General features: G+C 59.4%; 25 protein-coding genes. 17 read left to right on the top strand and 8 right to left on the bottom strand.

Going from position 1 to position 25020, the window contains the following annotated elements; genetic code table 11:
- Position 1 precedes the first annotated feature (1 nt).
- The 10 genes from accB to RYB66_RS10990 all read left to right on the top strand — a co-directional run bounded on the left by accB (position 2) and on the right by RYB66_RS10990 (position 12471).
- On the top strand, positions 2-457 hold the full coding sequence (gene accB, locus RYB66_RS11035; RefSeq protein ID WP_002555370.1) for an acetyl-CoA carboxylase biotin carboxyl carrier protein: 456 nt from the start codon (positions 2-4) through the stop codon (positions 455-457).
- A gap of 17 nt (positions 458-474) precedes the next feature.
- Positions 475-1818: an acetyl-CoA carboxylase biotin carboxylase subunit gene (gene accC / locus RYB66_RS11030; protein ID WP_002555371.1), complete on the top strand. Its 1344-nt coding sequence runs from the start codon at positions 475-477 to the stop codon at positions 1816-1818.
- Positions 1819-1956: 138 nt separating this feature from the next.
- A complete protein-coding gene (prmA, locus tag RYB66_RS11025; RefSeq protein ID WP_005746710.1) occupies positions 1957-2835 on the top strand; it encodes a 50S ribosomal protein L11 methyltransferase in 879 nt (292 codons plus the stop codon).
- Between the two features lie 24 nt (positions 2836-2859).
- Complete coding sequence (locus tag RYB66_RS11020) at positions 2860-4176, top strand: DUF3426 domain-containing protein (RefSeq protein ID WP_316894379.1); 1317 nt, start codon at positions 2860-2862, stop codon at positions 4174-4176.
- A gap of 317 nt (positions 4177-4493) precedes the next feature.
- A complete protein-coding gene (dusB, locus tag RYB66_RS11015; protein ID WP_002555374.1) occupies positions 4494-5507 on the top strand; it encodes a tRNA dihydrouridine synthase DusB in 1014 nt (337 codons plus the stop codon).
- On the top strand, positions 5504-5824 hold the full coding sequence (fis, locus tag RYB66_RS11010; RefSeq protein ID WP_002555375.1) for a DNA-binding transcriptional regulator Fis: 321 nt from the start codon (positions 5504-5506) through the stop codon (positions 5822-5824). Before dusB ends, fis begins: the two co-directional genes overlap by 4 nt.
- 80 nt (positions 5825-5904) lie before the next feature.
- The gene (gene purH, locus RYB66_RS11005; protein ID WP_005732154.1) at positions 5905-7509 is read left to right on the top strand and encodes a bifunctional phosphoribosylaminoimidazolecarboxamide formyltransferase/IMP cyclohydrolase; all 1605 of its coding nucleotides are present in this window, start codon (positions 5905-5907) and stop codon (positions 7507-7509) included.
- A 117-nt stretch (positions 7510-7626) separates the two neighbouring features.
- Positions 7627-8922, top strand: a complete 1296-nt coding sequence (purD, locus tag RYB66_RS11000; RefSeq protein WP_057404495.1) for a phosphoribosylamine--glycine ligase — start codon at positions 7627-7629, stop codon at positions 8920-8922.
- Positions 8923-9012: 90 nt separating this feature from the next.
- A complete protein-coding gene (retS, locus tag RYB66_RS10995) occupies positions 9013-11802 on the top strand; it encodes a hybrid sensor histidine kinase/response regulator RetS (protein ID WP_005782104.1) in 2790 nt (929 codons plus the stop codon).
- A gap of 72 nt (positions 11803-11874) precedes the next feature.
- Positions 11875-12471 (top strand): MarC family protein, encoded by a 597-nt coding sequence (locus RYB66_RS10990; protein WP_004655739.1) that lies wholly within the window; start codon positions 11875-11877, stop codon positions 12469-12471.
- Between the two features lie 6 nt (positions 12472-12477).
- Here the strand turns inward: RYB66_RS10990 and RYB66_RS10985 are convergent, their stop codons facing one another.
- From RYB66_RS10985 to cobG, 8 genes are all read right to left on the bottom strand, one after another.
- Positions 12478-13113, bottom strand: a complete 636-nt coding sequence (locus RYB66_RS10985) for a hypothetical protein (protein WP_016982364.1) — start codon at positions 13111-13113, stop codon at positions 12478-12480.
- A gap of 35 nt (positions 13114-13148) precedes the next feature.
- On the bottom strand, positions 13149-13784 hold the full coding sequence (locus RYB66_RS10980; RefSeq protein WP_016982363.1) for a hypothetical protein: 636 nt from the start codon (positions 13782-13784) through the stop codon (positions 13149-13151).
- Positions 13777-14475, bottom strand: a complete 699-nt coding sequence (locus RYB66_RS10975) for a hypothetical protein (protein WP_016982362.1) — start codon at positions 14473-14475, stop codon at positions 13777-13779. The genes RYB66_RS10980 and RYB66_RS10975 overlap by 8 nt, the downstream gene beginning before the upstream one ends.
- A 60-nt stretch (positions 14476-14535) precedes the next feature.
- Positions 14536-15360 carry a hypothetical protein gene (locus tag RYB66_RS10970; RefSeq protein WP_016982361.1) on the bottom strand — a complete coding sequence of 275 codons (825 nt, stop codon included), beginning with the start codon at positions 15358-15360 and terminating at the stop codon, positions 14536-14538.
- 349 nt (positions 15361-15709) lie between these two features.
- On the bottom strand, positions 15710-17410 hold the full coding sequence (gene cobJ, locus RYB66_RS10965) for a precorrin-3B C(17)-methyltransferase (protein WP_057404493.1): 1701 nt from the start codon (positions 17408-17410) through the stop codon (positions 15710-15712).
- A complete protein-coding gene (locus RYB66_RS10960; RefSeq protein ID WP_016982359.1) occupies positions 17410-18144 on the bottom strand; it encodes a precorrin-2 C(20)-methyltransferase in 735 nt (244 codons plus the stop codon). The genes cobJ and RYB66_RS10960 overlap by 1 nt, the downstream gene beginning before the upstream one ends.
- Positions 18141-18767, bottom strand: coding sequence for a precorrin-8X methylmutase (locus RYB66_RS10955; protein ID WP_002555383.1), 627 nt, complete (start codon positions 18765-18767; stop codon positions 18141-18143). The genes RYB66_RS10960 and RYB66_RS10955 overlap by 4 nt, the downstream gene beginning before the upstream one ends.
- Entirely contained in the window at positions 18764-20104 is a 1341-nt protein-coding gene (gene cobG, locus RYB66_RS10950) for a precorrin-3B synthase (RefSeq protein WP_016982358.1), read from the bottom strand. Before cobG ends, RYB66_RS10955 begins: the two co-directional genes overlap by 4 nt.
- Positions 20105-20229: 125 nt before the next feature.
- Between cobG and RYB66_RS10945 the strand changes: the two genes are divergently transcribed.
- The 7 genes from RYB66_RS10945 (at position 20230) to RYB66_RS10915 (ending at position 25006) form a co-directional block, all read left to right on the top strand.
- Entirely contained in the window at positions 20230-21432 is a 1203-nt protein-coding gene (locus RYB66_RS10945) for a bifunctional cobalt-precorrin-7 (C(5))-methyltransferase/cobalt-precorrin-6B (C(15))-methyltransferase (RefSeq protein ID WP_016982357.1), read from the top strand.
- Positions 21432-22544: a cobalt-precorrin-5B (C(1))-methyltransferase gene (locus RYB66_RS10940; protein WP_004655757.1), complete on the top strand. Its 1113-nt coding sequence runs from the start codon at positions 21432-21434 to the stop codon at positions 22542-22544. The genes RYB66_RS10945 and RYB66_RS10940 overlap by 1 nt, the downstream gene beginning before the upstream one ends.
- On the top strand, positions 22541-23281 hold the full coding sequence (locus tag RYB66_RS10935; protein WP_016982356.1) for a cobalt-precorrin-6A reductase: 741 nt from the start codon (positions 22541-22543) through the stop codon (positions 23279-23281). The genes RYB66_RS10940 and RYB66_RS10935 overlap by 4 nt, the downstream gene beginning before the upstream one ends.
- Positions 23282-23430: 149 nt before the next feature.
- On the top strand, positions 23431-23733 hold the full coding sequence (locus tag RYB66_RS10930) for a type II toxin-antitoxin system RelE/ParE family toxin (protein WP_005782087.1): 303 nt from the start codon (positions 23431-23433) through the stop codon (positions 23731-23733).
- Positions 23734-23735: 2 nt separating this feature from the next.
- Positions 23736-24026: an addiction module antidote protein gene (locus tag RYB66_RS10925; protein WP_005746689.1), complete on the top strand. Its 291-nt coding sequence runs from the start codon at positions 23736-23738 to the stop codon at positions 24024-24026.
- Positions 24027-24096: 70 nt separating this feature from the next.
- Entirely contained in the window at positions 24097-24558 is a 462-nt protein-coding gene (locus tag RYB66_RS10920; protein ID WP_002555389.1) for a copper chaperone PCu(A)C, read from the top strand.
- A gap of 13 nt (positions 24559-24571) precedes the next feature.
- Positions 24572-25006 carry a DUF2946 domain-containing protein gene (locus RYB66_RS10915; protein WP_016982355.1) on the top strand — a complete coding sequence of 145 codons (435 nt, stop codon included), beginning with the start codon at positions 24572-24574 and terminating at the stop codon, positions 25004-25006.
- Positions 25007-25020: the final 14 nt, after the last annotated feature.

The following is a 25020-nucleotide window of genomic DNA, read 5'->3' as shown; positions in this document are numbered from 1 at the left end:
AATGGATATTCGCAAAGTCAAGAAGCTGATCGAATTGCTGGAAGAGTCCGGCATCGACGAGCTGGAAATTCGTGAAGGCGAAGAATCCGTACGGATCAGCCGTCACAGCAAGACTCCAGCGCAGCCTTACTACGCGCCAGCCCCGGTTGCTGCGCCTGTCGCCGCACCGGCGCCTGCAGCCGCTCCGGCCGCAGCAGAAGCACCATCGGCTCCGAAACTGAACGGCTTTGTGGTCAAGTCGCCAATGGTCGGTACGTTCTACCGCACCCCGGCACCTACTTCGCCTGCATTCGTCGAAGTGGGTCAGACCGTCAAGAAAGGCGACACCATCTGCATCGTTGAAGCGATGAAAATGATGAACCACATCCAGGCAGAAGCCAGCGGCGTGATCGAATCCATCCTGGTAGAAAACGGTCAGCCGGTTGAGTTTGACCAGCCGCTGTTCACAATCGTTTGACCCGGGGAGAGCCTGCGATGTTGGAAAAAGTTCTAATCGCCAACCGCGGCGAAATTGCCTTGCGCATCTTGCGTGCCTGTAAAGAACTGGGCATCAAGACCGTCGCTGTACACTCCACGGCAGATCGCGAGTTGATGCACCTGGGCCTGGCAGACGAAACCGTCTGCATTGGTCCGGCACCCGCCAATCTGTCCTACCTGAACATTCCGGCGATTATCTCGGCTGCCGAAGTGACCGGTGCCACGGCGATCCACCCTGGCTACGGCTTCCTCGCTGAAAACGCCGATTTCGCCGAACAGGTCGAAAAATCGGGTTTTGCCTTCATCGGCCCGAAAGCAGACACCATCCGCCTGATGGGCGACAAGGTTTCTGCCAAGGACGCCATGAAGCTGGCCAACGTGCCAACCGTTCCGGGCTCCGACGGCCCGCTGCCGGAAGACGAAGCAACCGCTCTGCGCATCGGTCGTGAAGTGGGTTACCCGGTGATCATCAAGGCCGCCGGTGGCGGTGGTGGTCGCGGCATGCGTGTGGTTCATCGCGAAGAAGACCTGATCGAAGCCGCCTCCCAGACCCGCGCCGAAGCTGCGGCCTGGTTCAGCAACCCGATGGTCTACCTGGAAAAATACCTGACTAACCCGCGTCACGTGGAAGTCCAGGTCATTTCCGACGGCCAGGGCCAGGCGATTCATCTGGGCGACCGCGACTGCTCGCTGCAGCGCCGTCACCAGAAGGTTCTGGAAGAAGCACCGGCACCGTTCATCGACGAACAGGCGCGTGCGGATGTTCTGGCTGCCTGCGTCAAGGCGTGTATCGATATCGGCTATCGCGGCGCGGGTACTTTCGAGTTCCTGTACGAGAACGGTCGTTTCTACTTCATCGAAATGAACACCCGTGTTCAGGTGGAGCACCCGGTATCCGAAATGGTCACCGGTATCGACATCGTCAAGGAGATGCTCAGCATCGCCGCCGGCAACAAACTGTCGTACACCCAGGATGACGTGGTCATCAAAGGGCATGCGCTGGAATGCCGGATCAACGCTGAAGACCCGAAAACCTTCGTTCCAAGCCCAGGTCTGGTCAAGCACTTCCACGCACCGGGCGGCAACGGTGTGCGGGTCGATTCGCACCTGTACAGCGGCTACAAGGTTCCGTCCAACTACGACTCGCTGATCGGCAAAGTGATCACCTGGGGCGCGACCCGCGAAGAAGCCATGGCACGCATGCGCAATGCCCTGGACGAAATCGTGGTCGACGGAATCAAGACCAATATCCCGCTGCACCGTGATCTGACCCGTGATGAAGGCTTCTGCGAAGGCGGAGTCAACATCCACTACCTGGAGCACAAACTGGCCAATCAATAAGCCAGTGTGTTTCAGAACGACAAAGCCGCAGCGATGCGGCTTTGTTGTTTGCAGCGCATAGCAGTAAACTTGCCCGCTTCCTGCGGCCGCGCCGGCCGTGCAAGCCGCACTTAATTTCCGAATCGAAGGTAATCCGCCATGCCTTGGCTGCAAGTCCGTCTCGCCATCAGCCCAGAACAAGCCGAAACCTACGAAGACGCCCTTCTTGAAGTCGGCGCCGTGTCCGTGACATTCATGGACGCCGAAGACCAGCCGATTTTCGAGCCTGAACTCAACACCACGCCGCTATGGACACACACCCATTTGCTGGCGCTGTTCGAAGCCGACACCAATGCCGAAATGGCCTTGGCACACCTGAGCCTGCTGACCGGCGAAGAACTGCCCGAGCACAGCGCCGAAGTCATCGAAGATCAGGACTGGGAGCGCAGCTGGATGGATAACTTCCAGCCAATGTGTTTCGGCAAGCGCCTGTGGATCGTGCCAAGCTGGCATGCTGCACCGCAACCGGATGCCGTGAACCTGCTGCTTGATCCTGGCCTGGCATTCGGCACCGGCACCCATCCGACCACCGCACTGTGCCTTGAATGGCTGGACGGCCAGGACCTCAAAGGCTGCAACGTGCTGGATTTCGGCTGCGGCTCGGGCATTCTGGCCATCGCCGCTCTGCTGCTGGGTGCCGAACAGGCCGTGGGCACTGACATCGACGTGCAGGCACTGGAAGCCTCTCGTGACAATGCCGGACGCAATAACATCGCTGCCGAGCGCTTCCCGCTGTACCTGCCCGAGGACCTGCCACATCAGCAAGCCGATGTGCTGGTCGCCAACATTCTGGCTGGCCCGCTGGTTTCCCTGGCACCGCAACTGGCATCGCTGGTCAGGACCGGTGGTCGCCTGGCGCTGTCAGGCATCCTGGCCGAACAGGGTGAGGAAGTCGCTGCGGCCTATGCTGACAGCTTTGATCTGGACCCGATCGCAAACCGAGATGGCTGGGTACGCATCACGGGACGCCGCCGTTAACCGCCGCTTCAACCGGACAGCCGCATGACCGACAGTTTTGTCACCCAGTGCCCGCACTGCCAGACCAGTTTCAGAGTCAGCCACGCTCAACTGAGCGTGGCCCGCGGCGTGGTGCGATGTGGCGCCTGTCTGCAGGTTTTCAACGCAGCCCGGCAGTTGCTGGAGCAGCGCGCCATAGTCGACTCCGAAAAGGAGGCCCTGAGCGCCGCACCGGTGGTCATAGCGCCGCCCCAACAAGAGCCTGCGTCGACGCCTGAACCCGAATTGAAGCCTGAACCGGAAAAGGCCCATGAAGACGATGACCCCTGGCAGGTCAGCGAGCTGGATCTGGACAATCTGAACCTGGACGAAGAACTGGCTCGCCTCGAACAGCGCGAGACCCGACGACCCGACACCTTCGCCCGCCCGGCCAGCGACAACGGCACTGACGATGAGAACCTGACGGCGAAGCGTGACAATCGCCAGACCGACGAGGCTGCCTGGGTCGGCACGCTGCACAACGACGATGTCGAACGTCTGCCCGAGCTGCACGCCGAGGTCATCCCCGACCCGGATTCGCCCGAAGACCCGGAGCCTTTGCCCGACGACAAAAGGACCGAGCCCTCGCTGTCACTGGACAAGCACCTGGACGATGACGAACCCGTCGTGCTTGTTACCACACCGCGCAAGGCCCTGCCTGCGGAAAAAGTGCAACGCTGGTCAGCCGTGGATGACGACGAAGATCATGACGACGACGAACCAGAACTTGAACCTGAACCACGTGGCAGACGCAGCCGTAACGAACCTGCAGTGCGCGAGCAGGCACTGCTTGACCTGACTGACGACCCTTTGCAACTGGACTGGCAGCCGCCCAAACCGCGCTGGGGCCGCCGCTTTGCGTGGGGCCTGTTGATCGTACTGGCTTTGGCCGGTCTGGCAGGTCAATACGTCTGGTACCATTTCGATCAACTGGCGCGCCAGGATCAGTATCGCCCGTGGTTCCAGCAGATTTGCCCGCAAATTGGCTGCAAGGTGCCGACCAAGGTAGACATATCCCAGCTCAAGAGCAGCAACCTGGTGGTACGCAGCCATCCTGAGTTTCAAGGGGCTCTGGTGGTTGATGCGATCATCTACAACCGTGCCTCGTTTTCCCAGCCGTTCCCGCTGCTGGAGCTGCGTTTTTCCGATACCGGCGGTCAGTTGATTGCCAGTCGTCGGTTCAAGCCCGGTGAATACCTGAGCGGCGAAATGGCCGGCAAGGAAGAGATGCCACCGCAAACGCCGATCCATATCGCGCTGGATATCCTTGATCCAGGCGCCAAGGCCGTGAATTACAGCCTGAACTTCCGTTCGCCGGAATGACAGGCCTACGGCCATAACGTCGGCTTTACTTGATCCAATACAGGCTCGTTAGGCCAGGGAACGCTGCATGATCGCAGAATTTACAGTGCCAGATGCCGTGTAATCGTTCTCTGCAAGCGCCACAACCAGCTGTTCAGATTTTATCCAATTCAGCCTTTATCCAGTCATCGAGAGCGGGTATCATGCCAACCCTTTTTCAAACTCTCGGTTCGATCTGACGGTGGCGCAAGCGGCTGGCGGGACGGGCCGTTGCAGACCGGGTGAAACGGTTTTTTACACGGCCTGCGGATGATTTGGCCTCCACAACAGGTAAGGCTATGTCGGCAGTACGCATCGGCCCATATACAGTGCAAAACGGCTTGGTCCTCGCCCCGATGGCGGGCGTCACCGACCAGCCTTTCCGCCAGCTGTGCCGACAACTCGGTGCCGGCCTGGTGGTTTCGGAGATGGTCACCAGTGACATGAGCCTGTGGAACAGCCGCAAATCGCGTCTGCGCATGATCCACGAAGGTGATCCCGAGCCGCGCTCGGTACAGATCGCCGGCGGTGATCCGCAGATGCTGGCAGACGCAGCACGTGCCAATGTCGAACTGGGTGCCCAGATCATCGACATCAACATGGGTTGCCCGGCCAAGAAGGTCTGTAACAAGGCAGCAGGTTCGGCGCTGTTGAAAGACGAGCAACTGGTGAACGACATCCTGCAAGCCGTCGTGGCTGCGGTCGATGTGCCGGTTACGCTGAAGATCCGCACCGGATGGGATCGCGACAACCGGAACGGCCTGACAGTGGCGAAAATCGCCGAGCAGGCCGGTATTCAGGCACTGGCGGTACACGGGCGAACCCGTGCCGACCTTTACACCGGCGAAGCCGAGTACGACACCATTGCCATGATCAAACAGGCAGTGTCGATACCGGTGTTTGCCAACGGCGACATCGATTCACCCGAAAAAGCCCGGCGCGTGCTACAGGCCACCGGCGCAGACGGGTTACTGATTGGCAGGGCCGCCCAAGGGCGTCCCTGGATTTTTCGCGAGATAGAACACTTCCTGCGTACCGGAGAAAAACTCCCGGCTCCGCAGTCGAGTGAAGTGGAACGTATTCTGCTTGAGCATCTGGCAGCGCTCCACGTTTTCTATGGAGATGTGATGGGCGTGCGTATTGCACGCAAACACGTCAGTTGGTATCTCGCAACCCTGCCGGGCGCCAGAGAGTTTCGCGCCCACTTCAATCGTTTGGAAGATACGGAAGCACAGTGCGCCAACGTCCGGGAGTTCTTCAGCCAAGGCTGCAAGGGCCCGGATAACGAGAATGATAAAGAGGTGGCCGCATGACGATGATGACCGAGACTTTAGTGAGTGGAACAACACCCGTGAGCGACAACGTCAATTTGAAACAGCACCTCAACACGCCGAGCGAAGAGGGTCAGACCCTGCGCGGAAGTGTCGAGAAGGCGCTGCACAATTATTTCGCCCACCTCGAAGGCGCATCCGTCACTGACGTCTACAACCTGGTGTTGTCGGAAGTCGAGGCTCCGCTTCTGGAAAGCGTGATGAACTACGTCAAGGGCAACCAGACGAAAGCTTCCGAGCTGCTGGGACTGAACCGCGGCACGCTGCGCAAGAAACTCAAACAGTACGATCTGCTTTAAAGCATTCAAAACAGAAAAGGCGACCTTGCACCGCGGTCGCTTTTTTTTGCTGACTTCTTTTGCTTTTGATGGAAATCGAGATGACCGACCAGACTACCCGCCTGCCTATCCGTCGCGCCCTGATCAGCGTATCCGACAAGACAGGAATCCTTGAGTTTGCCCGCGAGCTTGAAGCGCTGGGCGTCGAGATTCTTTCCACTGGCGGTACGTTCAAACTGCTCAAGGACAACGGTGTCGCGGCAGTCGAAGTGGCTGACTATACCGGCTTCGCTGAAATGATGGATGGCCGGGTCAAGACTCTGCACCCCATGATCCACGGCGGCATTCTGGGTCGTCGCGGCATCGACGACGCCATCATGACCGAGCACGGCATCAAGCCGATCGATCTGGTTGCAGTCAACCTGTATCCGTTTGAAGCCACTGTATCCAAGCCGGGCTGCGACCTGCCGACCGCCATCGAAAACATCGATATCGGCGGCCCGACCATGGTCCGTTCCGCTGCGAAGAACCATAAAGATGTCGCAATCGTGGTCAACGCCAGTGACTACGGTCAGGTATTGGAAAGCCTCAAGGCTGGCGGCCTGACCTACGCACAGCGCTTCGACCTGATGCTCAAGGCGTTCGAGCACACCGCCGCCTACGACGGCATGATCGCCAACTACCTGGGCGGCGTCGATCAGACTGCCGAAACCCTGAGCACCGAAGGCCGCAGTCAGTTCCCGCGCACCTTCAACACCCAGTTCGTCAAGGCCCAGGAAATGCGCTACGGCGAGAACCCGCACCAGAGCGCGGCGTTTTACGTTGAAGCCAAACCTGCCGAGGTCGGCATTGCCACGGCCACCCAGTTGCAAGGCAAGGAACTGTCGTTCAACAACGTCGCCGATACCGACGCCGCGCTGGAATGCGTCAAGAGCTTCGTCAAACCGGCCTGCGTGATCGTCAAACACGCCAATCCGTGCGGTGTCGCGGTCTGCCCGGATGATGAAGGCGGCATTCGTCAGGCGTACGAGCTGGCCTATGCCACCGACTCCGAATCGGCATTTGGCGGCATCATCGCCTTCAACCGCGAGCTGGACGCAGCAACGGCCAAGGCCATCGTCGAGCGCCAGTTCGTCGAAGTGATCATCGCGCCAAGCGTCAGCGCCGAAGCGCGTGCCATCGTGGCCAGCAAAGCCAATGTGCGCCTGCTGACCAGCGGCCAGTGGAGCGAGCGTCTGCCTGCCTGGGACTACAAACGCGTCAATGGCGGCTTGCTGGTACAGAGCCGCGATATCGGCATGATCACTCAGGCAGACCTCAAGGTCGTTACCCAGCGTGCCCCTACCGAACACGAAATGCACGACCTGATCTTTGCCTGGAAAGTCGCCAAGTACGTCAAGTCCAACGCCATCGTCTACGCCCGCAACCGCCAGACCGTCGGCGTCGGCGCAGGCCAGATGAGCCGCGTGAACTCGGCACGCATCGCCGCTATCAAGGCCGAGCATGCAGGGCTGCAGGTACAGGGCGCGGTCATGGCCTCCGATGCGTTCTTCCCGTTCCGTGACGGTATCGACAACGCGGCCAAGGTCGGCATCACTGCCGTCATCCAGCCCGGCGGCTCGATGCGTGACAACGAAGTGATTGCAGCAGCAGACGAAGCCGGCATCGCGATGGTCTTCACCGGCATGCGTCACTTCCGGCACTAATCAGAAAAACGGCCGCACTGGCGCAGGCGTCTGCTGCGCCAGTGCGGTCTCGTACGGCGGTTGGGTCGCCTCAGGCACACCGCGTACTCCAGAATCAGCGTCATCGAGGTTTTTGAAATGAATGTTTTGATCATTGGCAGCGGCGGTCGTGAACACGCCCTGGCATGGAAAGTCGCTCAGGACCCACGTGTGCAGAAGGTGTTCGTCGCACCCGGCAACGCGGGCACGGCCATCGAAGCCAAATGCGAGAACGTGGCTATCGACGTTCTGGCACTGGAGCAACTGGCGGATTTCGCTGAAAAGAACGTTTCACTGACCATCGTCGGTCCTGAAGTGCCGCTGGTTGCAGGCGTTGTCGACCTGTTCCGCAGCCGTGGTCTGGACTGCTTCGGTCCGACCGCCGGCGCTGCGCAGCTTGAGGGTTCCAAGGCATTTACCAAGGACTTCCTGGCGCGCCACAAGATCCCTACTGCCGACTATCAGAACTTCACCGAGATCGAGCCTGCCCTGGCCTATCTGCGTGAAAAAGGCGCTCCGATAGTCATCAAGGCCGACGGTCTTGCAGCAGGCAAGGGCGTGATCGTCGCCATGACCCTGGCAGAAGCCGAAGATGCCGTGCGTGACATGCTCGCTGGCAACGCCTTTGGCGAAGCCGGTTCCCGCGTCGTTATCGAAGAGTTTCTCGATGGCGAAGAAGCCAGCTTCATTGTCATGGTCGACGGCAAGAATGTGCTTCCCATGGCCACCAGCCAGGATCACAAGCGCGTCGGCGACGGCGACACCGGCCCGAACACCGGTGGCATGGGGGCCTACTCCCCTGCCCCGGTGGTCACCGCCGAAGTTCATCAACGTGTCATGGATCTGGTTATCTGGCCGACCGTCAGGGGGATGGCTGATGAAGGCAATGTTTACACCGGATTCCTCTATGCTGGTCTGATGATCGACAAAGCTGGCAACCCGAAGGTCATCGAATTCAATTGCCGCTTCGGCGACCCGGAAACCCAGCCGGTCATGCTGCGCCTGCAATCAAGTCTGGTACTGCTGGTTGAAGCAGCGCTGGCGCAGGCGCTGGACAAGATCGAAGCACAGTGGGACCCCCGTCCAAGCCTGGGGATCGTCCTGGCCGCTGGTGGCTACCCCGGCGATTACGCCAAAGGCGCAGTTATCGAAGGCCTGGAAGCTGCTGCACAGTTGGAAGGCAAGATATTCCACGCAGGCACTGCCTTGCAGGATGATCGTGTCGTGACCAGCGGCGGTCGTGTACTGTGTGCTACGGCACTGGGTGACAGTGTTGGCAATGCGCAGCAAAATGCCTATGTGTTGGCTGCCAAGGTTGATTGGCAAGGATGTTTCTATCGCAAGGACATTGGCTACCGTGCCATTGCCCGTGAGCGTGGCGAAGCGCTGGAATAATCGATCAGGCCTGCCTCTTCAATCAGAGGCAGGCCGATTGACCCGGCATTCGCGGTTTTACCAGGCATTCACTCACGAAGGGATTTCATTGTGCGCTGGCTCAGGATTGCCATAGCATCAATCGCTGGACTGCTGACCCTGCTGTTCATGCTTTCGGCACAGGCCGAGCATGGCGCAGGTTGGTCGACGCTGCTCGACGAAAAGGCCCACCTGACGCTGGATGAAATTCGTTCGGCGCGCTATCAGAATCAATTCAGTCCTACCGAGCTGGAACGAGTCACTGCAGCGGAACGTGACAGTGCGGTATGGCTGCATTACCGCCTGCTGCCTACCCAGCACGAGCAGCTTCTGCGCATCTTCGCTCCCGACCTCGCCAGCGCGGACATGTATGTCATGGATGGCGATCAACAGATTGATCACCTGCGCACCGGCAACGAGGTGCCCAAGGAAGATCAGCGTCTGCCTTCGAACGATTTCCTGCTGCCGATCCCCCAGAGTTCGAACACGCTGGATATCTACCTGAAGCTGGTCTCCACCCAGAAAATGCGCCCCAGCATTACCTTGGAGCCGGCCATCAAAAGCGCCGCCGACGAGACCGAGCCGTTCCTGTTCGGGCTGCTTTTCGGTGCGCTGTCGATGCTCATCGTGCAGAACCTGACGCGCTACGGGCATACACGTTCGCGTAGCAATCTATGGCTCGCCGCCTGTGAAGCACTGCTCGGGCTCAGTGCCCTGTTGCTGCTTAACCTGCTGCGCCCGATTGACCCGTGGAATATCGCACAGACCCCCAGTGCGCACATTGCGCTGTTGCTGGCGGCTGTCGCAGGCCTGATCTACACCTACTGCTTCTTCGTCCATCGCAACGCCCGCAAACTGGATCGTCTATTGCTGGGCAACGCCGTGCTCATGGGCATCGGTACTGTGCTGGTACTGCTGGACGACAGACTGCCGATCAATATTCTGACTTTCGGCCTGGTCTCGTTGACGACGTTGAGCATTCTGGCGGTGTCGATGTGGCACTGGCAGAAAGGCTATCGTTCGGCGCGCCTGTTTGTCCTCGGGATGATCATTTTCAACATTGGTTACATGGTGGTTCTGCCGGGCCTGCTGTGGCTGAGTCTGGTGCCGCCACAGTGGCTGATACTCGCGCTGCTCAGCGTGTTCTGCATCAGCGGTCTGTCGATGAGCCTGGCCCTTAGCGAACGCCATCGCAGCATCACCGAAGACCGTTTCAGCCTCAGCCGTGATCAGGCTGCGAGTACCGCCGAAATCAACGCCAAAGCCGAATTTCTGGCCAAGATCAGTCACGAGATTCGCACCCCCATGAATGGCGTGCTGGGCATGACCGAACTGCTGCTCGGTACGCCGCTGTCAGTCAAGCAGCGCGACTATGTGCAGACCATTCACAGTGCCGGTAACGAACTGCTGACGCTGATCAACGAGATTCTGGACATCACCAAGCTCGAGTCAGGGCAGATAGAACTGGACGATGTGCAGTTCGACATCGGCGCGCTGGTCGAGGACTGCCTGAACATCTTCCGCGCCAAGGCCGAGCAGCAGCAGGTCGAGCTGATCAGCCAGATCCAGCCTCAGGTGCCACGGGTTATCAATGGTGACCCGACTCGCCTGCGCCAGACGCTGTTGAGCCTTCTGGAAAATGCCCTGAAGAAGACCGACGAAGGTGAAATTCTTCTGGCCGTCGCCCTTGAGTCTTCGAAAAACGGAAAGACGCGTTTGCGTATTTCGGTGCAGGACAGCGGTGAATCGCTTTCCGACGAAGAACGTGAAGAGTTGCTGCACGCCGAACTGCACAGCCGGAACTTCCTGGCCAGCAGCAGGCTCGGTGGTCACCTGGGGCTGGTCATCGCCCGCCAGTTGATCATCCTGATGGACGGTGAATTCGGTATTCAGAACAGCGGCACCCAGGGCAACACGTTATGGCTGAACCTGCCGCTGGACGCAAAGCTGCTGGAGCAGCCGACCATCGATCTGGACAGCCCGCTGAAAGATGCCAGAGTGCTGGTGGTTGACGACAACGATACCTGCCGCAAGGTGCTGGTCCAGCAATGCAGCGCCTGGGGCCTGAATGTCAGTGCAGTGGCGTCCGGCAAGGAGGCACTGGCCTTGCTGCGGACCAAGGCGCATCTGCGCGACTATTTCGATGTGGTCCTGCTCGACCAGAACATGCCCGGCATGACCGGCATGCAACTGGCCGCCAAGATCAAGGAAGACCCAAGTCTGAATCATGACATTCTGTTGATCATGCTTACCGGCATCAGCAATGCCCCAAGCAAGATCATTGCTCGCAACTCCGGTATCAAGCGCATTCTGGCCAAACCGGTGGCGGGCTACACGCTCAAGACGACGCTGGCAGATGAACTGACCCAGTTGAACAAGGGCGTTGCTGCACAAAAGCCTGGCCCGGTCATCAATACGCCGGTCAGCGTACCGGGCGACTTCCGGATTCTGGTAGCCGAAGACAACAGCATTTCGACCAAAGTGATCCGCGGCATGCTCGGCAAGCTCAACCTGAATCCCGATACGGCGAGCAACGGCGAAGAAGCGCTGCGTGCCATGAAGGCGCAGCGTTATGACCTGGTACTGATGGACTGTGAAATGCCGATACTCGACGGTTTCTCGGCAACCGAGCAATTGCGTGCCTGGGAGGTCGGCAATCAGCGGGTGCGCACACCGGTCGTTGCACTGACTGCGCATATTCTCACTGAGCACAAGGATCGTGCACGCCAGGCAGGTATGGACGGTCACATGGCCAAACCTATCGAGCTGTCGCAACTGCGCGAACTGGTCGAACACTGGGTAGCACACCGCGACAAGGCTCGCGGACTGCCGTCGGACGGCGAGCAGTATCGAAGAAACTGACAGCAACGGGAAAGGCACACAGTGGCCTGATAGACTGGCGCTGCCATCCACCTGCTGCTGTGAGTCGAAGCCATGCTTCACGTGTTGTTCAGCGTCTATCTGAAAATGCTGGTGCTTTACAGCCCGTTTTTCGTTCTTTCCTGCTTCATCAGCCTGACCCGCGGTCACTCGCGCAAGGAACAGCGGCGTCTGGCCTGGAAGGTAGCGCTGGCGACACTGATTTCCAGCATCTTGCTGTATCTGTTCGGTAGAGTGATTTTCGATGTATTCGGAATCACGGTCGATGCCTTCAGGATTGGGGCTGGCAGCGTGCTGTTCATATCCGCGCTGGGCATGGCCCAAGGCAAATCGGCCGTCCAGACCGATAATATCCAGCAGGATGTGACCATTGTTCCGCTGACCATTCCCCTTACCGTCGGCCCCGGCACCATCGGTGCGCTACTGGTCATGGGCGTCAGTCAGCCTCATTGGGATGACAAACTCACTGCCATCCTGAGTATTGCACTGGCCAGCCTCACGGTTGGCGTGGTGCTTTACCTCTCCAACCGTATCGAACGTATCCTGGGCGATCAGGGTTTGCAGATTGTCAGCCGCCTGATGGGGTTGTTCGTCTGTGCGTTGGCGGCACAAATCATCTTTACCGGTATAAGGGGCTATCTGCTGCCCTGATACAACTCAGATACGTGCAGCCCGCACCAGCCCTTGCGCCCTGCCGTCCAGATACTGCGTTACGTCATTACGATGTGCGGCGTAAATCTTGCGGTCAAAGGTGTAACTGCCGCCCTTGAAGTGAAACAGCAGCCGTCGGCTACCTGCCGCGTGCTCGTCCACGCTCAGATGCAGACTGCACAGCAACAGAAGTACCCGATCAGGTTCATACTTCTCGCAGGGCACTATCTGGAAGCTGCCCAGACGGCCTTGTTCAAAGCCGTTTTTAAAGTAAGACTCTGCCGCCTGATTCACTCCCAATGCTGCGACAGCGCGCTGCACCATGTCGCCAAGGCGCTTGCGGTCCGCTGGATTGCTGACCTTGAAGGTCGCCTGTAACAAATCATCGACATTGCTTACGACCAGTGAGTCGCCCAGAACCACGCCTTTTTGCTGTATGCCACGTGTCTTGAGCCGGCTGCGGTAGTAATGCATCCAACTGCTCCACTGCATCTTGAAATCAAACTGCTTACCTGCGAACAACTGCGCATCCAGAAGTACATCCTGAATGTCCGTGCGCTCCTCACTTGTAAGCCCCGGAAGAAACGTCACCATACTGGGGATATCGCCCAGATACGCCGCATTGCCTGTGCCTGCTTTCATTTGAGTAACCCCCTTCCATGGGAACTTGACCGTCGTTATAAATTGATGATTTCAGCGGCAGCACGATCAGCCAGCATGTCCTGAACAGTCTGGCGAAAAGGTTCGAAGCTCTTGCGACTGAACCGAAACGCAGTACCAACAGCATGTACTTGCATTTCTCCGCCAAGAATCTGCCAAAAATAAAGCGCTGGCCTCGACGCAATGGTGGTCATCTGTAGGCTGCACAACAGGATCATCACCTCGTCTTCGCTGTGCATTGCACAAGGCATGAGTTGAAAGCTTTCAGAACGTCCAGACGTAAACCAGCTGCTGAAAAATGTCTTCGCATGGTTACTGCTCAGCAGCCTGTCGAGTGAGCTGCGATAGAGCTGGCGAAGCTCGACGGAGTTATTGACCATTGGAAGCTGCAATTTGCCAATGTCCCTGAAACTGTGAATTCTCAAGCGCACGTCGTTAATCACCGCGCTGCGCCGTCCACCCGTTGCAAGAATGGCTTGCTGGTAAGCGTCCAGCCATGAACGCCAGGCCATGCGCGGGGAATGCTGGTCATCGGCGACAAGTTTCGCGTGATGCAGACAGTCCTGTACGTCCTGACGCAAACCGGGCTCGACGTTACGGGCGAAAGACAGGAGATTGGCCCCTGCCAGCAGGGTCTCATCCAGATCAGACATAAGGCGTTTCCCCAAGCGACATGATCATACCGGGACGCCTGCTCGACAACGCCTTGTCGATGTCATCGCGAAACTGCGAATAGACCTGTTCAATCAATTGCATTTTATAAACGGTCACAGCGATGTTGCCGTAGACACTTTGCGGTTCGAGTACTTCGAAAAGAAAACCGGATGGCAACGGCTGACGTGTGGCGAACTGAAGCTGCGCCAGCGTCAGGTTGTGCTGATCGTCGAAGAACCCCAGTTGCAGGACCACGCCGACCTGCAATTTTCCCGCATGATTCAAACCGCTCTGTACCGTCTGGCTACGCAGCAACTGAAGCGCCGGGTTGCGAGCCGATTGCTTGCACACTTTACGCATCAATGTTTCTGCGTCCTGCAGGGTCTGCGCTGACACTGACGGTGCAAGGGCACGCTCGAGGCAACTCCATACGGTTCGGACAGCATCTACCGGCAAAGGCTCGCTGACGTGTTCGCTGGCATTCAGCACCCAGCCGAAACGCAGAGCCGCAGCAAGGCGGGTTTCATTCCATTTTTCGAACTCGGCGAACCTGGGGTGTTGCTTCGATGCTGCCAACTGCACATACAGCATCGAGTCCAGCACATCGTTTTTCGGCGCGACCTGCTGCGAAGTGGGGAAAAACAGCAAACAGCCGGCGTTGACGACTGCGGCATCCAATTCCTGCTTCATGGGAGAAATTCCTTTTTATCCCGAAAGCGGAGGCAACCCGTGCCTCCGCAAATAACCCGATCAGATTTCAAACTCTTCGATCGCGCTCTTGGCGTTGTCGCTGAGCTTTTGCTGGATCAGGTCGCGATGGCGCGAATACAGGCTCGTGTTGAGCACCAGGTTGTCCTCGCCTTTCCAGGTTTCAACGTTTGTGTCCTGCCACTCCCAGAACAGGACATTGGTGACATCACTGTCGGTATGGAAGCTGACCGCGCCCATGGACAGAGTCACGGTCTTGTCATCGGACTCGATGCACGAGGCAATACGGAAACTGCCTCCGCGGTGGTTTTTTGTCTGGCTTTCAAACAGGCGCAGAGGCTCTTTTTTAGCTTTCAGTGCAGCGATGGCATCCGCAGCGACCTTGAGCATCAGCAGCAATGCAGGCCCAGGCAAAGCGGCAGCCGCAACAGCCGAGCCAAGGATCTCAAGGCCGACTTCGTCCATGGTGAAACGCTGCTGGGTAGCACGATAGCGGGCATAGTTCCAATGGGTGGAAAGCCAGCCAACCTTCGAGAGTACTTCGTTGAATTTGTCGTACCACTGATCACCCTGGGTTTCAGGGCTGAACGCCTTGTTGGCCACAAGGGTGGCAAACAGAAAGGAGTCCATGACGTCTTGCTTGCTCTGCCGCGAAACGCCCTCGGCAAATGCCAGCAGACTGCTTGCAACCACAGCACCCTTGGCAGCTTCATCGCCTGGGTCAAAGTCAGTCTCGTCACTGGCCAGAAGCAATTCAGGCTTTATGGCTGCTGCGTGGGCGATAGACGAACCAGGGCATTCAGCCAGCTCACAAGCGGCAATGTAATCAAGGTTGTCGGTCATGCTCATCGTATTGTCCTGTTTCATTTCATTTAGTCCTTTAATTCGTGAGTCCTTGTGGACAGATACGAGACTAATCAAATAATTCAGGCCGTTTTTCCGGCACTTTCGAGCGGTCTATTGATGGCTTTTTCAACTGCCGCGGCAACACTCGATGGCGCGCGCAAAACTCAAGCTGTGCTCAGCCCTCGGTAAACAGCGGGCGAAAGAAAAATCCGTGGCAGGACAGAGAAAAAAGCCACAAGCCTGGCAACTTGAAGAACATCCGTTCGCGCAAGCAGCCAGGCCGAAAACTCGGCCTGAATGCCTGTTGATACGCAGAGGTTTCAGCACTTTCCCACAGTAAATTCGATACAGGTACGACAAGCCTATGGGCTCAGGCTGTAGGTTTCGCGCCATACCAGCGGGGCGTGTAGACCCAATTGCCGCCTTCGTTGCGAGGAAAGGTGCAGGTCAGGGAAGAGCCGATCAGCACCATGGTTCGCATGTCCACCTGCTCCGGCGTCAGTTCACCCAGCGTAATGACGCGCAGTGTCTGGCCAGGACGACCGATGTCGCGGCCAAGCGTGACGGGCGTTTCAGGAGTGCGGTGCTGGCGAACTATCTCCAGCGCACGCCCCAGTTGCCAGGGTCGTGAACGGGAAATCGGGTTGTAGAAGGCCAGCGCAAGGTCTGCCTGACAGGCGAGGTCCAGACGCTTTTCGATGATATCCCAAGGCTTGAGGTTATCGGACAGCGACAACACACAGAAATCATGCCCCAACGGCGCACCCGCCTGAGCGGCGGTTGCCAGAGAAGCCGAGACACCCGGGAGAATCTCCAGCTCGACAGAGTGCCAGTGCGGGTTGCCGGACTCGTGCAGCGCTTCAAGCACTGCCGAGGCCATGGCGAACACGCCCGGATCACCGGACGACACCACAACCACCGAACGACCTTGCGCGGCCAGTTCGAAGGCATGCCGGGCACGCAGCATTTCTTCGCGATTGTCGGTGCAATGCAGTACCTGATCGGCACGAAACGGCCCGGCCATGCGCACGTAGGTTTCGTAACCCAGCACATCATTGGCGCGTGCCAGTTCAGCCTTGACCGCAGGCACCATAAGGTCCGCTGCGCCGGGGCCCAGGCCAATGACTGCAAGCCGGCCACGCCCACGGCCGATGTTCTGCACATCCAGCGGTTGAGTCGCGACGGCAATCGCCATGTCGTCGACGCTGAGTGGCGGCAACCGTTGCGGCACGCAGCGGGAGGCCATTTCGCTGGCCGACCCAGCCTTGTCGAAGCGCACCGGGACGCCCAGCTCGCTGGCTGCCTGATGCAACTGCGCGTTGGCCATCTGCTCTTCGCTGGTCAGCAGACAAGCCAGCGATTGCTCGGCAATGCTTGCGTCGTGCAACGCCGAGCGGACCCGCATAGCCAGTTCAGCGGTTATTTCGCTGACGGCGACCAGTACACTGCGCGGGTAGATCAGTAATTCATGGGGAGCGGGCTCACGTAGGGCGCAGCCGACATGAATCGTCAGCTCAGCCTGCGGATCTTCGGGCAGTTGCGCTCGCTCCAGCCAGGGTGCCTCGCCTTCAATGCGCACCGGCTCGCCGGAGAGCAAGTCGGAAACAAAGCGCTTGCCCAGCTCCAGGTCGCCCAGTGCATAGCCGCTGGGCGGGTTGAGCAGGCAGGTGCCGAAGCGCAATTCGCCGCTGGTGGTGATTGCCGATGCAACGCCAAGCCCGTTGGCAATGCTGCGCGCCATGACATTGACCCCGCCCAGGCCACCAAGCAGTGGCACCACTGCACTACCGTCCTCAGCTACGGCGAGTACCGGCGGCTCGACGCCCTTCTCCAACAGCAGCGGGGCCAGGGTGCGAATCACTATGCCAGCGGCACACAGGGCGATAATAGGGGTGTTTTGCTGATACAACTGACGCAGCGTGCTACCGAATTCGCTGTAGGTAATGTCAGCGTTCTGCACACGCTCGGCCAGGCCATGAATCTGCGCATCGGGAAACAGCTGCTGAATGCGCCGCGCGGTAGCCAGGCTGCCATTGCCGAGAATAACGATGGCTGGAATGTTGAGAGTCATCAGCCTTGCCACCTGTCACCCGGAACGATAATCAGCGAAAAATACGGCGAAGACATCGGGTCTACCTGATCCAGCGGGACGATTTTCTGGTTGGCCATGGTTGCGCGCTCGACATACAGCGCACGCCCGGCCATGCCCAGTTCGGTCAGCACTTCACGGACCTTGTGGAAGTTACGTCCCAGTTTCATGATCACTGCTGCATCGGCATCAGCCAGCTTGCGTTTCAGGTCCTCGTGGGACAGCACGCCGGACAGCACCGACAGGCTCTGGTTGCGATACACCAGCGGCGCGCCCAGTACCGAAGCGCCACCGAGCATCGAACACACGCCCGGAATCACTTGCGCCTCGTAGCGCTCGGCCAGGCGGTCGTGCAGGTACATGTAGGAACCGTAGAAGAACGGGTCGCCTTCGCAGATCACCGCTACGTCACGCCCGGCATCCAGATGCGCCGCAATGTGCAGGCTGGACTCGTCGTAGAAGTCGCTGATGACTTTTTCGTAGGACAGCGGCGCTGGCAAGGCCTCGGTGGTGACCGGATAGACCAGTGGCATCAACGTTTGAACGTCCTGCAAGTGCGCTTCGATAATGCCGAATGCGTTGCCCTTTTTACCCTTGGCCACGAAGTACGCCACCACTGGCGACTCCCGCAGCAGGCGCAGCGCCTTGACGGTGATCAGTTCCGGGTCGCCGGGGCCGACGCCCAGGCCAATCAATCGACCGCGTGCCTGCATCATTCGATCTCCGTGGCCAGTGCATTGACAGCGGCCACGGCCATGGCGCTGCCGCCACGACGACCCTGCATGATCACAAATGGCACGCCACGGCTGTCTGCGGCAAGCATGGCCTTGGACTCGGCAGCGCCGACAAAGCCAACCGGAAAGCCGAGAATCAGCGCTGGTTTCGGCGCGCCTGCATCGAGCATTTCGAGCAGATAGAACAGCGCAGTCGGCGCATTGCCGATGACCACTACGCTGCCTTCCAGGTACGGACGCCACAGCTCCAGCGCCACCGCAGAGCGCGTATTGCCCAGTTCGAGCGCCATTTCCCGCACGCCTTCATCGTGCAATGTGCAGATGATCTGGTTGTTGGCGGGCAGCCGGGTACGGGTGATGCCTTCTGAGACCATGCGTGCGTCGCAGAGGATCGGTGCACCGGCGGCCAGGGCATTGCGCCCGGCTGTACCGGCACCCGGCGAGAAGCGCAGGTCTTCAATGACTTCGACCATCCCGCAGGCATGGATCACGCGCACGGCGAGTTTTTCCAGGTCGGCGGGGATCGTGTCCAGGCGCGCTTCGGCGCGAATGATCGAGAAGGAGTTGCGATATATCTCCTGACCATCGCGGATGTAATCAATCATGCAATGTTGCTCCGTGAGTCGGCGTTCAACTGCGCACCGACTGCTTCAATAGTAAGGTCACGCGCGCGCAGCACACCGAAACCGGCATGCGCTGCGTCGCGAAAATAAAGGTCGTAACGGCCGGGCGAAACGGCCAGCAAGGTTACCGGCGCTACGTGAGCAGCAGCGCAGGAACGCGTGCAACCGCTTAAATGAACGGCCTGACTGGCAACCAGGCCGGTAGCCAGTTGCAGCGCATCAGCCTTGGTATCGGCCAGCCCTTTTGCACAGCCGGCAGAACCGGTACACGCCACCATCTGCGCCAGTGGCTGTTCGGCCGAACAGATCAGACCCGCGACCTGCAACGCCGTCATCACTGTTGCAGCGCGCTCGACCGGCACATTGGGCAACAGCAGGCTCTGCCAGGGCGTCAGGCGCAAAGTGCCGTCGCCCTGCTCTTCTGCCAGTTGCGCGACGATGGCGAGTGTGGCGGCATCAAGACGCCCCAGCGGAACCACCGCACCCACCGCAACCCGCGCAGGCTCGGCCTGTGGATAAATACCGATATGCCGATTGCCCTGAATGGCCGGGCGCTGCCAGCCGGTGACGGCTTGATCCACCCGCAACGCGCAGTCCAGCCGGGTAGAAAGCTCGCGCAACACATCGTCGGTCGACACCTCGGCCAGCAGATGCCGCATCCGGGTGTGCTCCGGGCGGGCCAGATCGAGGAACAATTCCAGCAACCCGACAACCAACGCTTCTCCAGCCGCAAGCGGCACAGCGGCCAGCGGTCGATCATTGGCCGGGCAACCGGCCAGCCCGAACGCCAGCAGCACTTCGCCGTCGAGGTTCAGCGCCGACAGCCACACATCATGCGCGTGTTCGAGCATCACCAGCGCTTCACCAGCATCCAGCGACAACGCAAATTTGGGTGACAGCTCATGGAAGCGCGGATGATTTTCCAGCGCATCGAGAACCTGCGCCGCCAACGGTCGGGCATCGAACAGCATGCGCGAATCCAGCCCCGCGGTCGGGCTGAGCATCAGGTTGCGCACATCGTCACTGGCAGGGTTGGCCGGGCCGAGTCCTGCCGCCATCAATGCCTTGATCAACCCATCGTGATCAGCGCCGATGCCGCGAATTTGCAGGTTGGCGCGATTGGTGGCTTCGATAACGCCCTGTGCGTAAGTCTGCGCAGCCTCTGCAACCGCCATTGCCTGCACACTGCTGATGACCCCGCCCGCCAGCTTGATCCGGCAGATCCCGCCGTCCAGTGCCGGGACGATACGCAGCAACCCCGGACAGGCCGAGGGGCGTAGCGTTGCAGAGGATGTGCGAGCGGACTGCGGCTCGTTCAATGGATCACCCGGTATGAACTGGACGTGGATTAGAGCACTTGTACCCCGTCGGGCGCGGTATTATGCCTGCTTTGTCCGCAGGCATGAAAAGGCGCTCTGTCGGAAGTTCGGATTGAGGTAGGTACATGTCGCCGTGGCTGACAGTCGTGGGAATCGGAGAAGACGGTTACAAGGGCCTGGGCAAGAACGCCCGGCACGCTCTGCTGCACGCTGATCAGGTGTTCGGCGGTCCGCGCCAGCTGGCATTGCTGCCGCCGTGCATTCGCGCCGAGCGGCGTGCATGGCCGAGTCCATTTTCGCTGAACCCGGTGCTGGAACAGCGCGGTGCCGAAATCTGCGTACTGGCCAGTGGCGATCCGATGCTGTTCGGCGTCGGCGCCAGCCTGGCACGCGTAGTCGCCATCGACGAAATGCGCATTCTACCCGCCCCTTCTTCTTACTCTCTGGCCGCCGCTCGTCTGGGCTGGCCATTGCAGGAGGTCGTTACCTTGTCAGTGGTTGCGCGTCCGGTAGCCGCACTGAACGCTCATTTCCATCATGGCGTACGTCTGCTGGTGCTGAGCAATGATGGCAGCAGCCCCGCAGTGATTGCCGGTTTGCTGCGCGAACGAGGCTTTGGCCCTAGCCGCATGACGGTCCTGGAGCACCTGGGAGGTGAAGCCGAACGGTGCGTCGAGGGGCTGGCCAGTGAATGGGGCAATCCCGAGATAGCTGCACTGAACCTGGTTGCCGTCGATTGTCGCGCCGACGCCAGCGCCATTCGCCTGAGTACAGTGGCCGGTTTGCCAGACAGCGCTTTCGAGCATGACGGCCAGTTGACCAAACGCGACGTGCGGGCCATCACCCTTGCCCGCCTTGCTCCGGTGCCGGGTGAACTGCTTTGGGACGTCGGCGCGGGCTGCGGCTCCATCGGCATCGAATGGATGCGCGCGCACCCAACCTGCCGGGCGATGGCCATAGAAGCGGACGAAGGCCGTCAGCAACTGATCGAATTCAATCGCGATGCGTTGGGCGTGCCGGGCCTGCAATTGGTCCGTGGCAGCGCGCCACAGGCGCTGAGCGGTCTGGAGCGTCCGGATGCGATTTTCATCGGCGGTGGCGTGACCCGTATCGGCGTACTGGAAACCTGCTGGGAGCAGTTGCGCTCCGGCGGGCGGCTGGTCGCCAATGCAGTAACCCTGCAAAGCGAGGCTGCACTCATGGCCTGGCGCGAGCGGCATGGCGGCGAACTGACGCGTATTCACGTCGCCCATGCTCAGCCTCTTGGCGAGTTCGATACGTGGCGTCAGGCCTTGCCGATCACTCTGCTGGATGTAGTCAAACCCTGATGCGCGAAGAAACCGCCGAACAGCCTGCTCCGCTACGCAGTGGCCTGACCACCGGCAGCTGCGCCACCGCAACCAGCCTCGCGGCAGCGCGGCTGTTGCTCAGCGGGCAAATCAGCGATGCGGTAGAGATTGTGTTGCCCAAGGGCAAACAGGTGCAGATGCGCCTGGAATTCTGCCGCCTTGTGGATAACTTCGCCGAAGCCGGAACACTCAAGGATGCCGGGGACGATCCCGACGTTACTCACGGCGCGCTGGTGTTTGCGCGCGTCAGGCTGGAAATGGCACCCGGCGTGCGCTTCGTGGCAGGCGCAGGTGTAGGCAGCGTGACCCGCCCCGGCCTGGTGTTGGCGGTGGGCGAGCCCGCCATCAACCCGGTGCCTCGACGCATGATGACCGAACACTTGCTACAGCTGGCGGAAGAACTCGGCTACAGCGGTGGTTTCGAGGTTACGATTGGCGTCGAGGGCGGCGAAGCGCTGGCGCTCAAAACCATGAATCCGCGCCTCGGTATTCTCGGCGGGCTGTCGATTCTCGGCACCAGCGGGATTGTCCGGCCCTTCTCCTGCGCGGCGTACATCGCGTCGATCCATCAGGGCATCGACGTCGCCACCACCAACGGCTATCGGCATATTGCCGCCTGCACCGGCAACGCCAGCGAAGACACCATGCGCCGCGTGTACAACATCCCGGATATCGCCCTGATCGAAATGGGCGATTTCGTCGGCGCAGTGCTCAAGCACCTGCGCAAGGTGCCTGTGGATAAGTTGAGCCTGTGCGGTGGCTTCGGCAAGATCAGCAAACTGGCAGCAGGCCACATGGATCTGCACAGCCGCCATTCGAGCATCGACCTGCCGCAACTGGCGCTGTGGGCTGCGGATACAGGCGCGGACGCAGACCTGCAACAGCGTATTCGCGATGCCAATACCAGCCAGCAGGCGCTGGCGATGTGCGCAACGGCGGGCGTGCCGCTGGGCGATGAGGTGTGTCGTCATGCGCTGGCTTTTGCCCGCAGCGTAGTGCCTGCACAGGTTCAGGTCGAAGTGTTCGCCATCGACCGCCAGGGCGGAATTGTCGGTCAGGCGGGCGTTGCGTTATCGAAGGAACACACATGAAACGAATTCTGCTGTTGGGCGGCATTACCGAAGCGCTGGCGATTGCACGCAGGCTCGGGCCTGAGCACATCTATAGCCTGGCAGGTGTGGGTCGGGTGCCGGCAGATCTGGCCTGTCAGTTGAAAGTTGGCGGCTATGGCGGCGCAGAGGGCATGGCGCAATACATTCGCGAACAGGGCGTCGACTTGCTGCTGGACGCAACCCATCCGTATGCCGCGCAAATCAGCCACAACGCTGCATGTGCGGCCAGGCTGACTGGAATTCCCTGCTGGGCCTTGCGCCGCACTGCCTGGCAGGCTGGTGCGGGTGATGACTGGCGTGAAGTGGCCGACTGGTCAGAACTGGTCACGGCACTGGCGCCCTTCAAGCGCCCACTGTTCACGCTAGGGCGCGAGCCTTTGCAGCATCTGCACGAGATTTCGGAGCATCAATTCTGGACGCTTCGGGCATTGGACAGCTACCCCGGCAATGACCACTGCGAAGTGATCGGCGCGCGCGGCCCGTTTGCACTGGAAGACGAACGTCAGCTGTTTGAACAACGCGATATTGATGTGCTGATCAGCAAAAACAGTGGCAGCAGCTCCACCGAACCCAAGCTTGAAGTCGCCCGCGAGCGCGGCCTGCCCGTCCTGGTCCTGAAACGCCCGGAGTTGCCTGAGGTGGATCGGATTTTGGGGAGCGTGGATGAGGTGCTGGAGGCCTTGGGGCTTGTTGACGATCAGATTGACAATGCCTGAAATCTGGTTCCTTAGAGGACCTTTCTTCATTTTCTGAGGGAAAATTCCGAACATCCCAGAGTCTCTTGTTTAGGACAAACTTGATAACTAGCCTGCGCGACCAACAGCTGGTAACTTATCGAGGTGTATCCCAAGGGATACTCGAAAATATGAATCGCTTTGAACAGACGCCCGCTTTTGCGGAGTGGTTAAGGTCGTTGAAGGACTCCATTGGCAGAGCTCGAATTCTGGCTCGAATAAGAGCAGCAGAGCTCGGTAACTTCGGGGACTGCGATGCTTTAGGTCAAGGCGTCAGAGAGCTACGAATACACCATGGACCAGGTTATCGGGTGTATTTTACCCGACGCACGGGTGTGGTTTACCTGCTCTTGATCGCTGGTGACAAATCGTCTCAAAAGCGCGACATAAAATTTGCCAGACAGCTGGCGAGAGAGCTCTGTGAGAGGGAGTAACCATGAACAACGAGACGACACCGTTCGATACCGTCGACTATTTGAAGACACCTGAAGATATGGCCAATTATCTGGATGCGTGTCTTGAAGAGGATTCAGGAGACGGGCTGCTCGTAAGGGCCGCGCTGAACGACATAGCAAGGGCTTATGGCATGACACAAATCGCACGTGATACAGGTCTTGGTCGTGAGAGCCTCTACAAAGCGCTGGGTGCAAACGGTAATCCAGAGTTCACGACCATCATGAAAGTCGTGAGGGCGATGGGGATCAAACTACACGCAAGTACGCGCTAAAAAACTCGAAATAGCACGCTTGCCCGCCTCTCTCACCTTAAATACCTGAACGTCACCGGAGAATCCCCGCATGCTCAAAAACGCACTCCTGCTGGCCGCATTACTGCTGCCAGCCTGCTTCGCCCAGGCCCATGAGTACAAGGCTGGGCCGTTGCTGATTGGCCATCCCTGGTCAATGGAGCTGCCGCCCAATGCACCGACGGTCGCGGCGTATTTCACTGTCGAGAACAAGGGCGACAGCGCAGATCGTCTGATCAGCGTCGACAGCCCCATCGCCGGGCAAGCGCAGTTGCATGAGCATATACACGCCGACGGGCTGATGAAGATGCAGCACGTTCAGGCGGTCGACATCCCGGCCGGTGCGAAGGTGAGTTTCGCGCCGATGGCCTGGCACGTGATGCTGCTGGACCTGAAAGACCGTTCGAAGCTGGTCACCGGCCAACGCTTCCCGATGACCCTGCATTTTGAAAAGGCGGGAGATGTCGAGGTGCAGGTCGTGGTACAAAAGCAGGCTCCGGAACACCAGCACTGAGTCGTTTTACAAAGTGAGCACATTGCGCCGCGTTCGCGACAGATCAGCCACCCGTAACAAGCGGGGCGCATGGCTGAGTCTGTTCGCCATGTTGATGATCTTTATCGGTCCACTGGTTTCCCAGTCGATGCCGATGGATCATCACGCCGGCATGTCGATGTCCATGCCAGCCAGTATGGATATGTCGGCAGACAGCCACGCCCATCACGGCGGCGAGCATGCCATGCCTGCCGACGCGGGCATGAGCGATCACGCGCTGTGGGCAAAATGCGGCTATTGCACACTGCTGTTCAGTTGCCCGGCGCTGCCCCATGTGCTGGAACTGGTCGCAGCCCCGCCGCCAAGGCCGGGTGATTTCTTTGCCTCGCAGCCGCTGCCGGGGCATGCACACAAGGCTATATTCCCCAATGCCCGAAGCCGGGCACCGCCAGCGCTCACCACGGCATAACCCGAAAAAAAGAT

Source organism: Pseudomonas syringae group sp. 243L2 (assembly GCF_032587875.1).
GTDB lineage: Bacteria > Pseudomonadota > Gammaproteobacteria > Pseudomonadales > Pseudomonadaceae > Aquipseudomonas > Aquipseudomonas amygdali.
This window is presented reverse-complemented; position numbering and strand designations above follow the sequence as displayed.

Coding starts and splice junctions, on each gene's coding strand:
- accC (WP_002555371.1), top strand. CDS start 475: ATGTTGGAAAAAGTTCTAATCGCCAACCGCGGCGAAATTGCCTTGCGC.
- RYB66_RS10975 (WP_016982362.1), bottom strand. CDS start 14,475: ATGAAGCAGGAATTGGATGCCGCAGTCGTCAACGCCGGCTGTTTGCTG.
- RYB66_RS10960 (WP_016982359.1), bottom strand. CDS start 18,144: ATGATGCAGGCACGCGGTCGATTGATTGGCCTGGGCGTCGGCCCCGGC.
- RYB66_RS10985 (WP_016982364.1), bottom strand. CDS start 13,113: ATGAAAGCAGGCACAGGCAATGCGGCGTATCTGGGCGATATCCCCAGT.
- RYB66_RS10980 (WP_016982363.1), bottom strand. CDS start 13,784: ATGTCTGATCTGGATGAGACCCTGCTGGCAGGGGCCAATCTCCTGTCT.
- purH (WP_005732154.1), top strand. CDS start 5,905: ATGACCGACCAGACTACCCGCCTGCCTATCCGTCGCGCCCTGATCAGC.
- RYB66_RS10925 (WP_005746689.1), top strand. CDS start 23,736: ATGAACAACGAGACGACACCGTTCGATACCGTCGACTATTTGAAGACA.
- RYB66_RS10935 (WP_016982356.1), top strand. CDS start 22,541: ATGAAACGAATTCTGCTGTTGGGCGGCATTACCGAAGCGCTGGCGATT.
- RYB66_RS10990 (WP_004655739.1), top strand. CDS start 11,875: ATGCTTCACGTGTTGTTCAGCGTCTATCTGAAAATGCTGGTGCTTTAC.
- RYB66_RS10930 (WP_005782087.1), top strand. CDS start 23,431: ATGAATCGCTTTGAACAGACGCCCGCTTTTGCGGAGTGGTTAAGGTCG.
- RYB66_RS10945 (WP_016982357.1), top strand. CDS start 20,230: ATGTCGCCGTGGCTGACAGTCGTGGGAATCGGAGAAGACGGTTACAAG.
- accB (WP_002555370.1), top strand. CDS start 2: ATGGATATTCGCAAAGTCAAGAAGCTGATCGAATTGCTGGAAGAGTCC.
- RYB66_RS10970 (WP_016982361.1), bottom strand. CDS start 15,360: ATGAAACAGGACAATACGATGAGCATGACCGACAACCTTGATTACATT.
- purD (WP_057404495.1), top strand. CDS start 7,627: ATGAATGTTTTGATCATTGGCAGCGGCGGTCGTGAACACGCCCTGGCA.
- RYB66_RS11020 (WP_316894379.1), top strand. CDS start 2,860: ATGACCGACAGTTTTGTCACCCAGTGCCCGCACTGCCAGACCAGTTTC.
- dusB (WP_002555374.1), top strand. CDS start 4,494: ATGTCGGCAGTACGCATCGGCCCATATACAGTGCAAAACGGCTTGGTC.
- RYB66_RS10955 (WP_002555383.1), bottom strand. CDS start 18,767: ATGATTGATTACATCCGCGATGGTCAGGAGATATATCGCAACTCCTTC.
- cobJ (WP_057404493.1), bottom strand. CDS start 17,410: ATGACTCTCAACATTCCAGCCATCGTTATTCTCGGCAATGGCAGCCTG.
- RYB66_RS10920 (WP_002555389.1), top strand. CDS start 24,097: ATGCTCAAAAACGCACTCCTGCTGGCCGCATTACTGCTGCCAGCCTGC.
- fis (WP_002555375.1), top strand. CDS start 5,504: ATGACGATGATGACCGAGACTTTAGTGAGTGGAACAACACCCGTGAGC.
- prmA (WP_005746710.1), top strand. CDS start 1,957: ATGCCTTGGCTGCAAGTCCGTCTCGCCATCAGCCCAGAACAAGCCGAA.
- RYB66_RS10940 (WP_004655757.1), top strand. CDS start 21,432: ATGCGCGAAGAAACCGCCGAACAGCCTGCTCCGCTACGCAGTGGCCTG.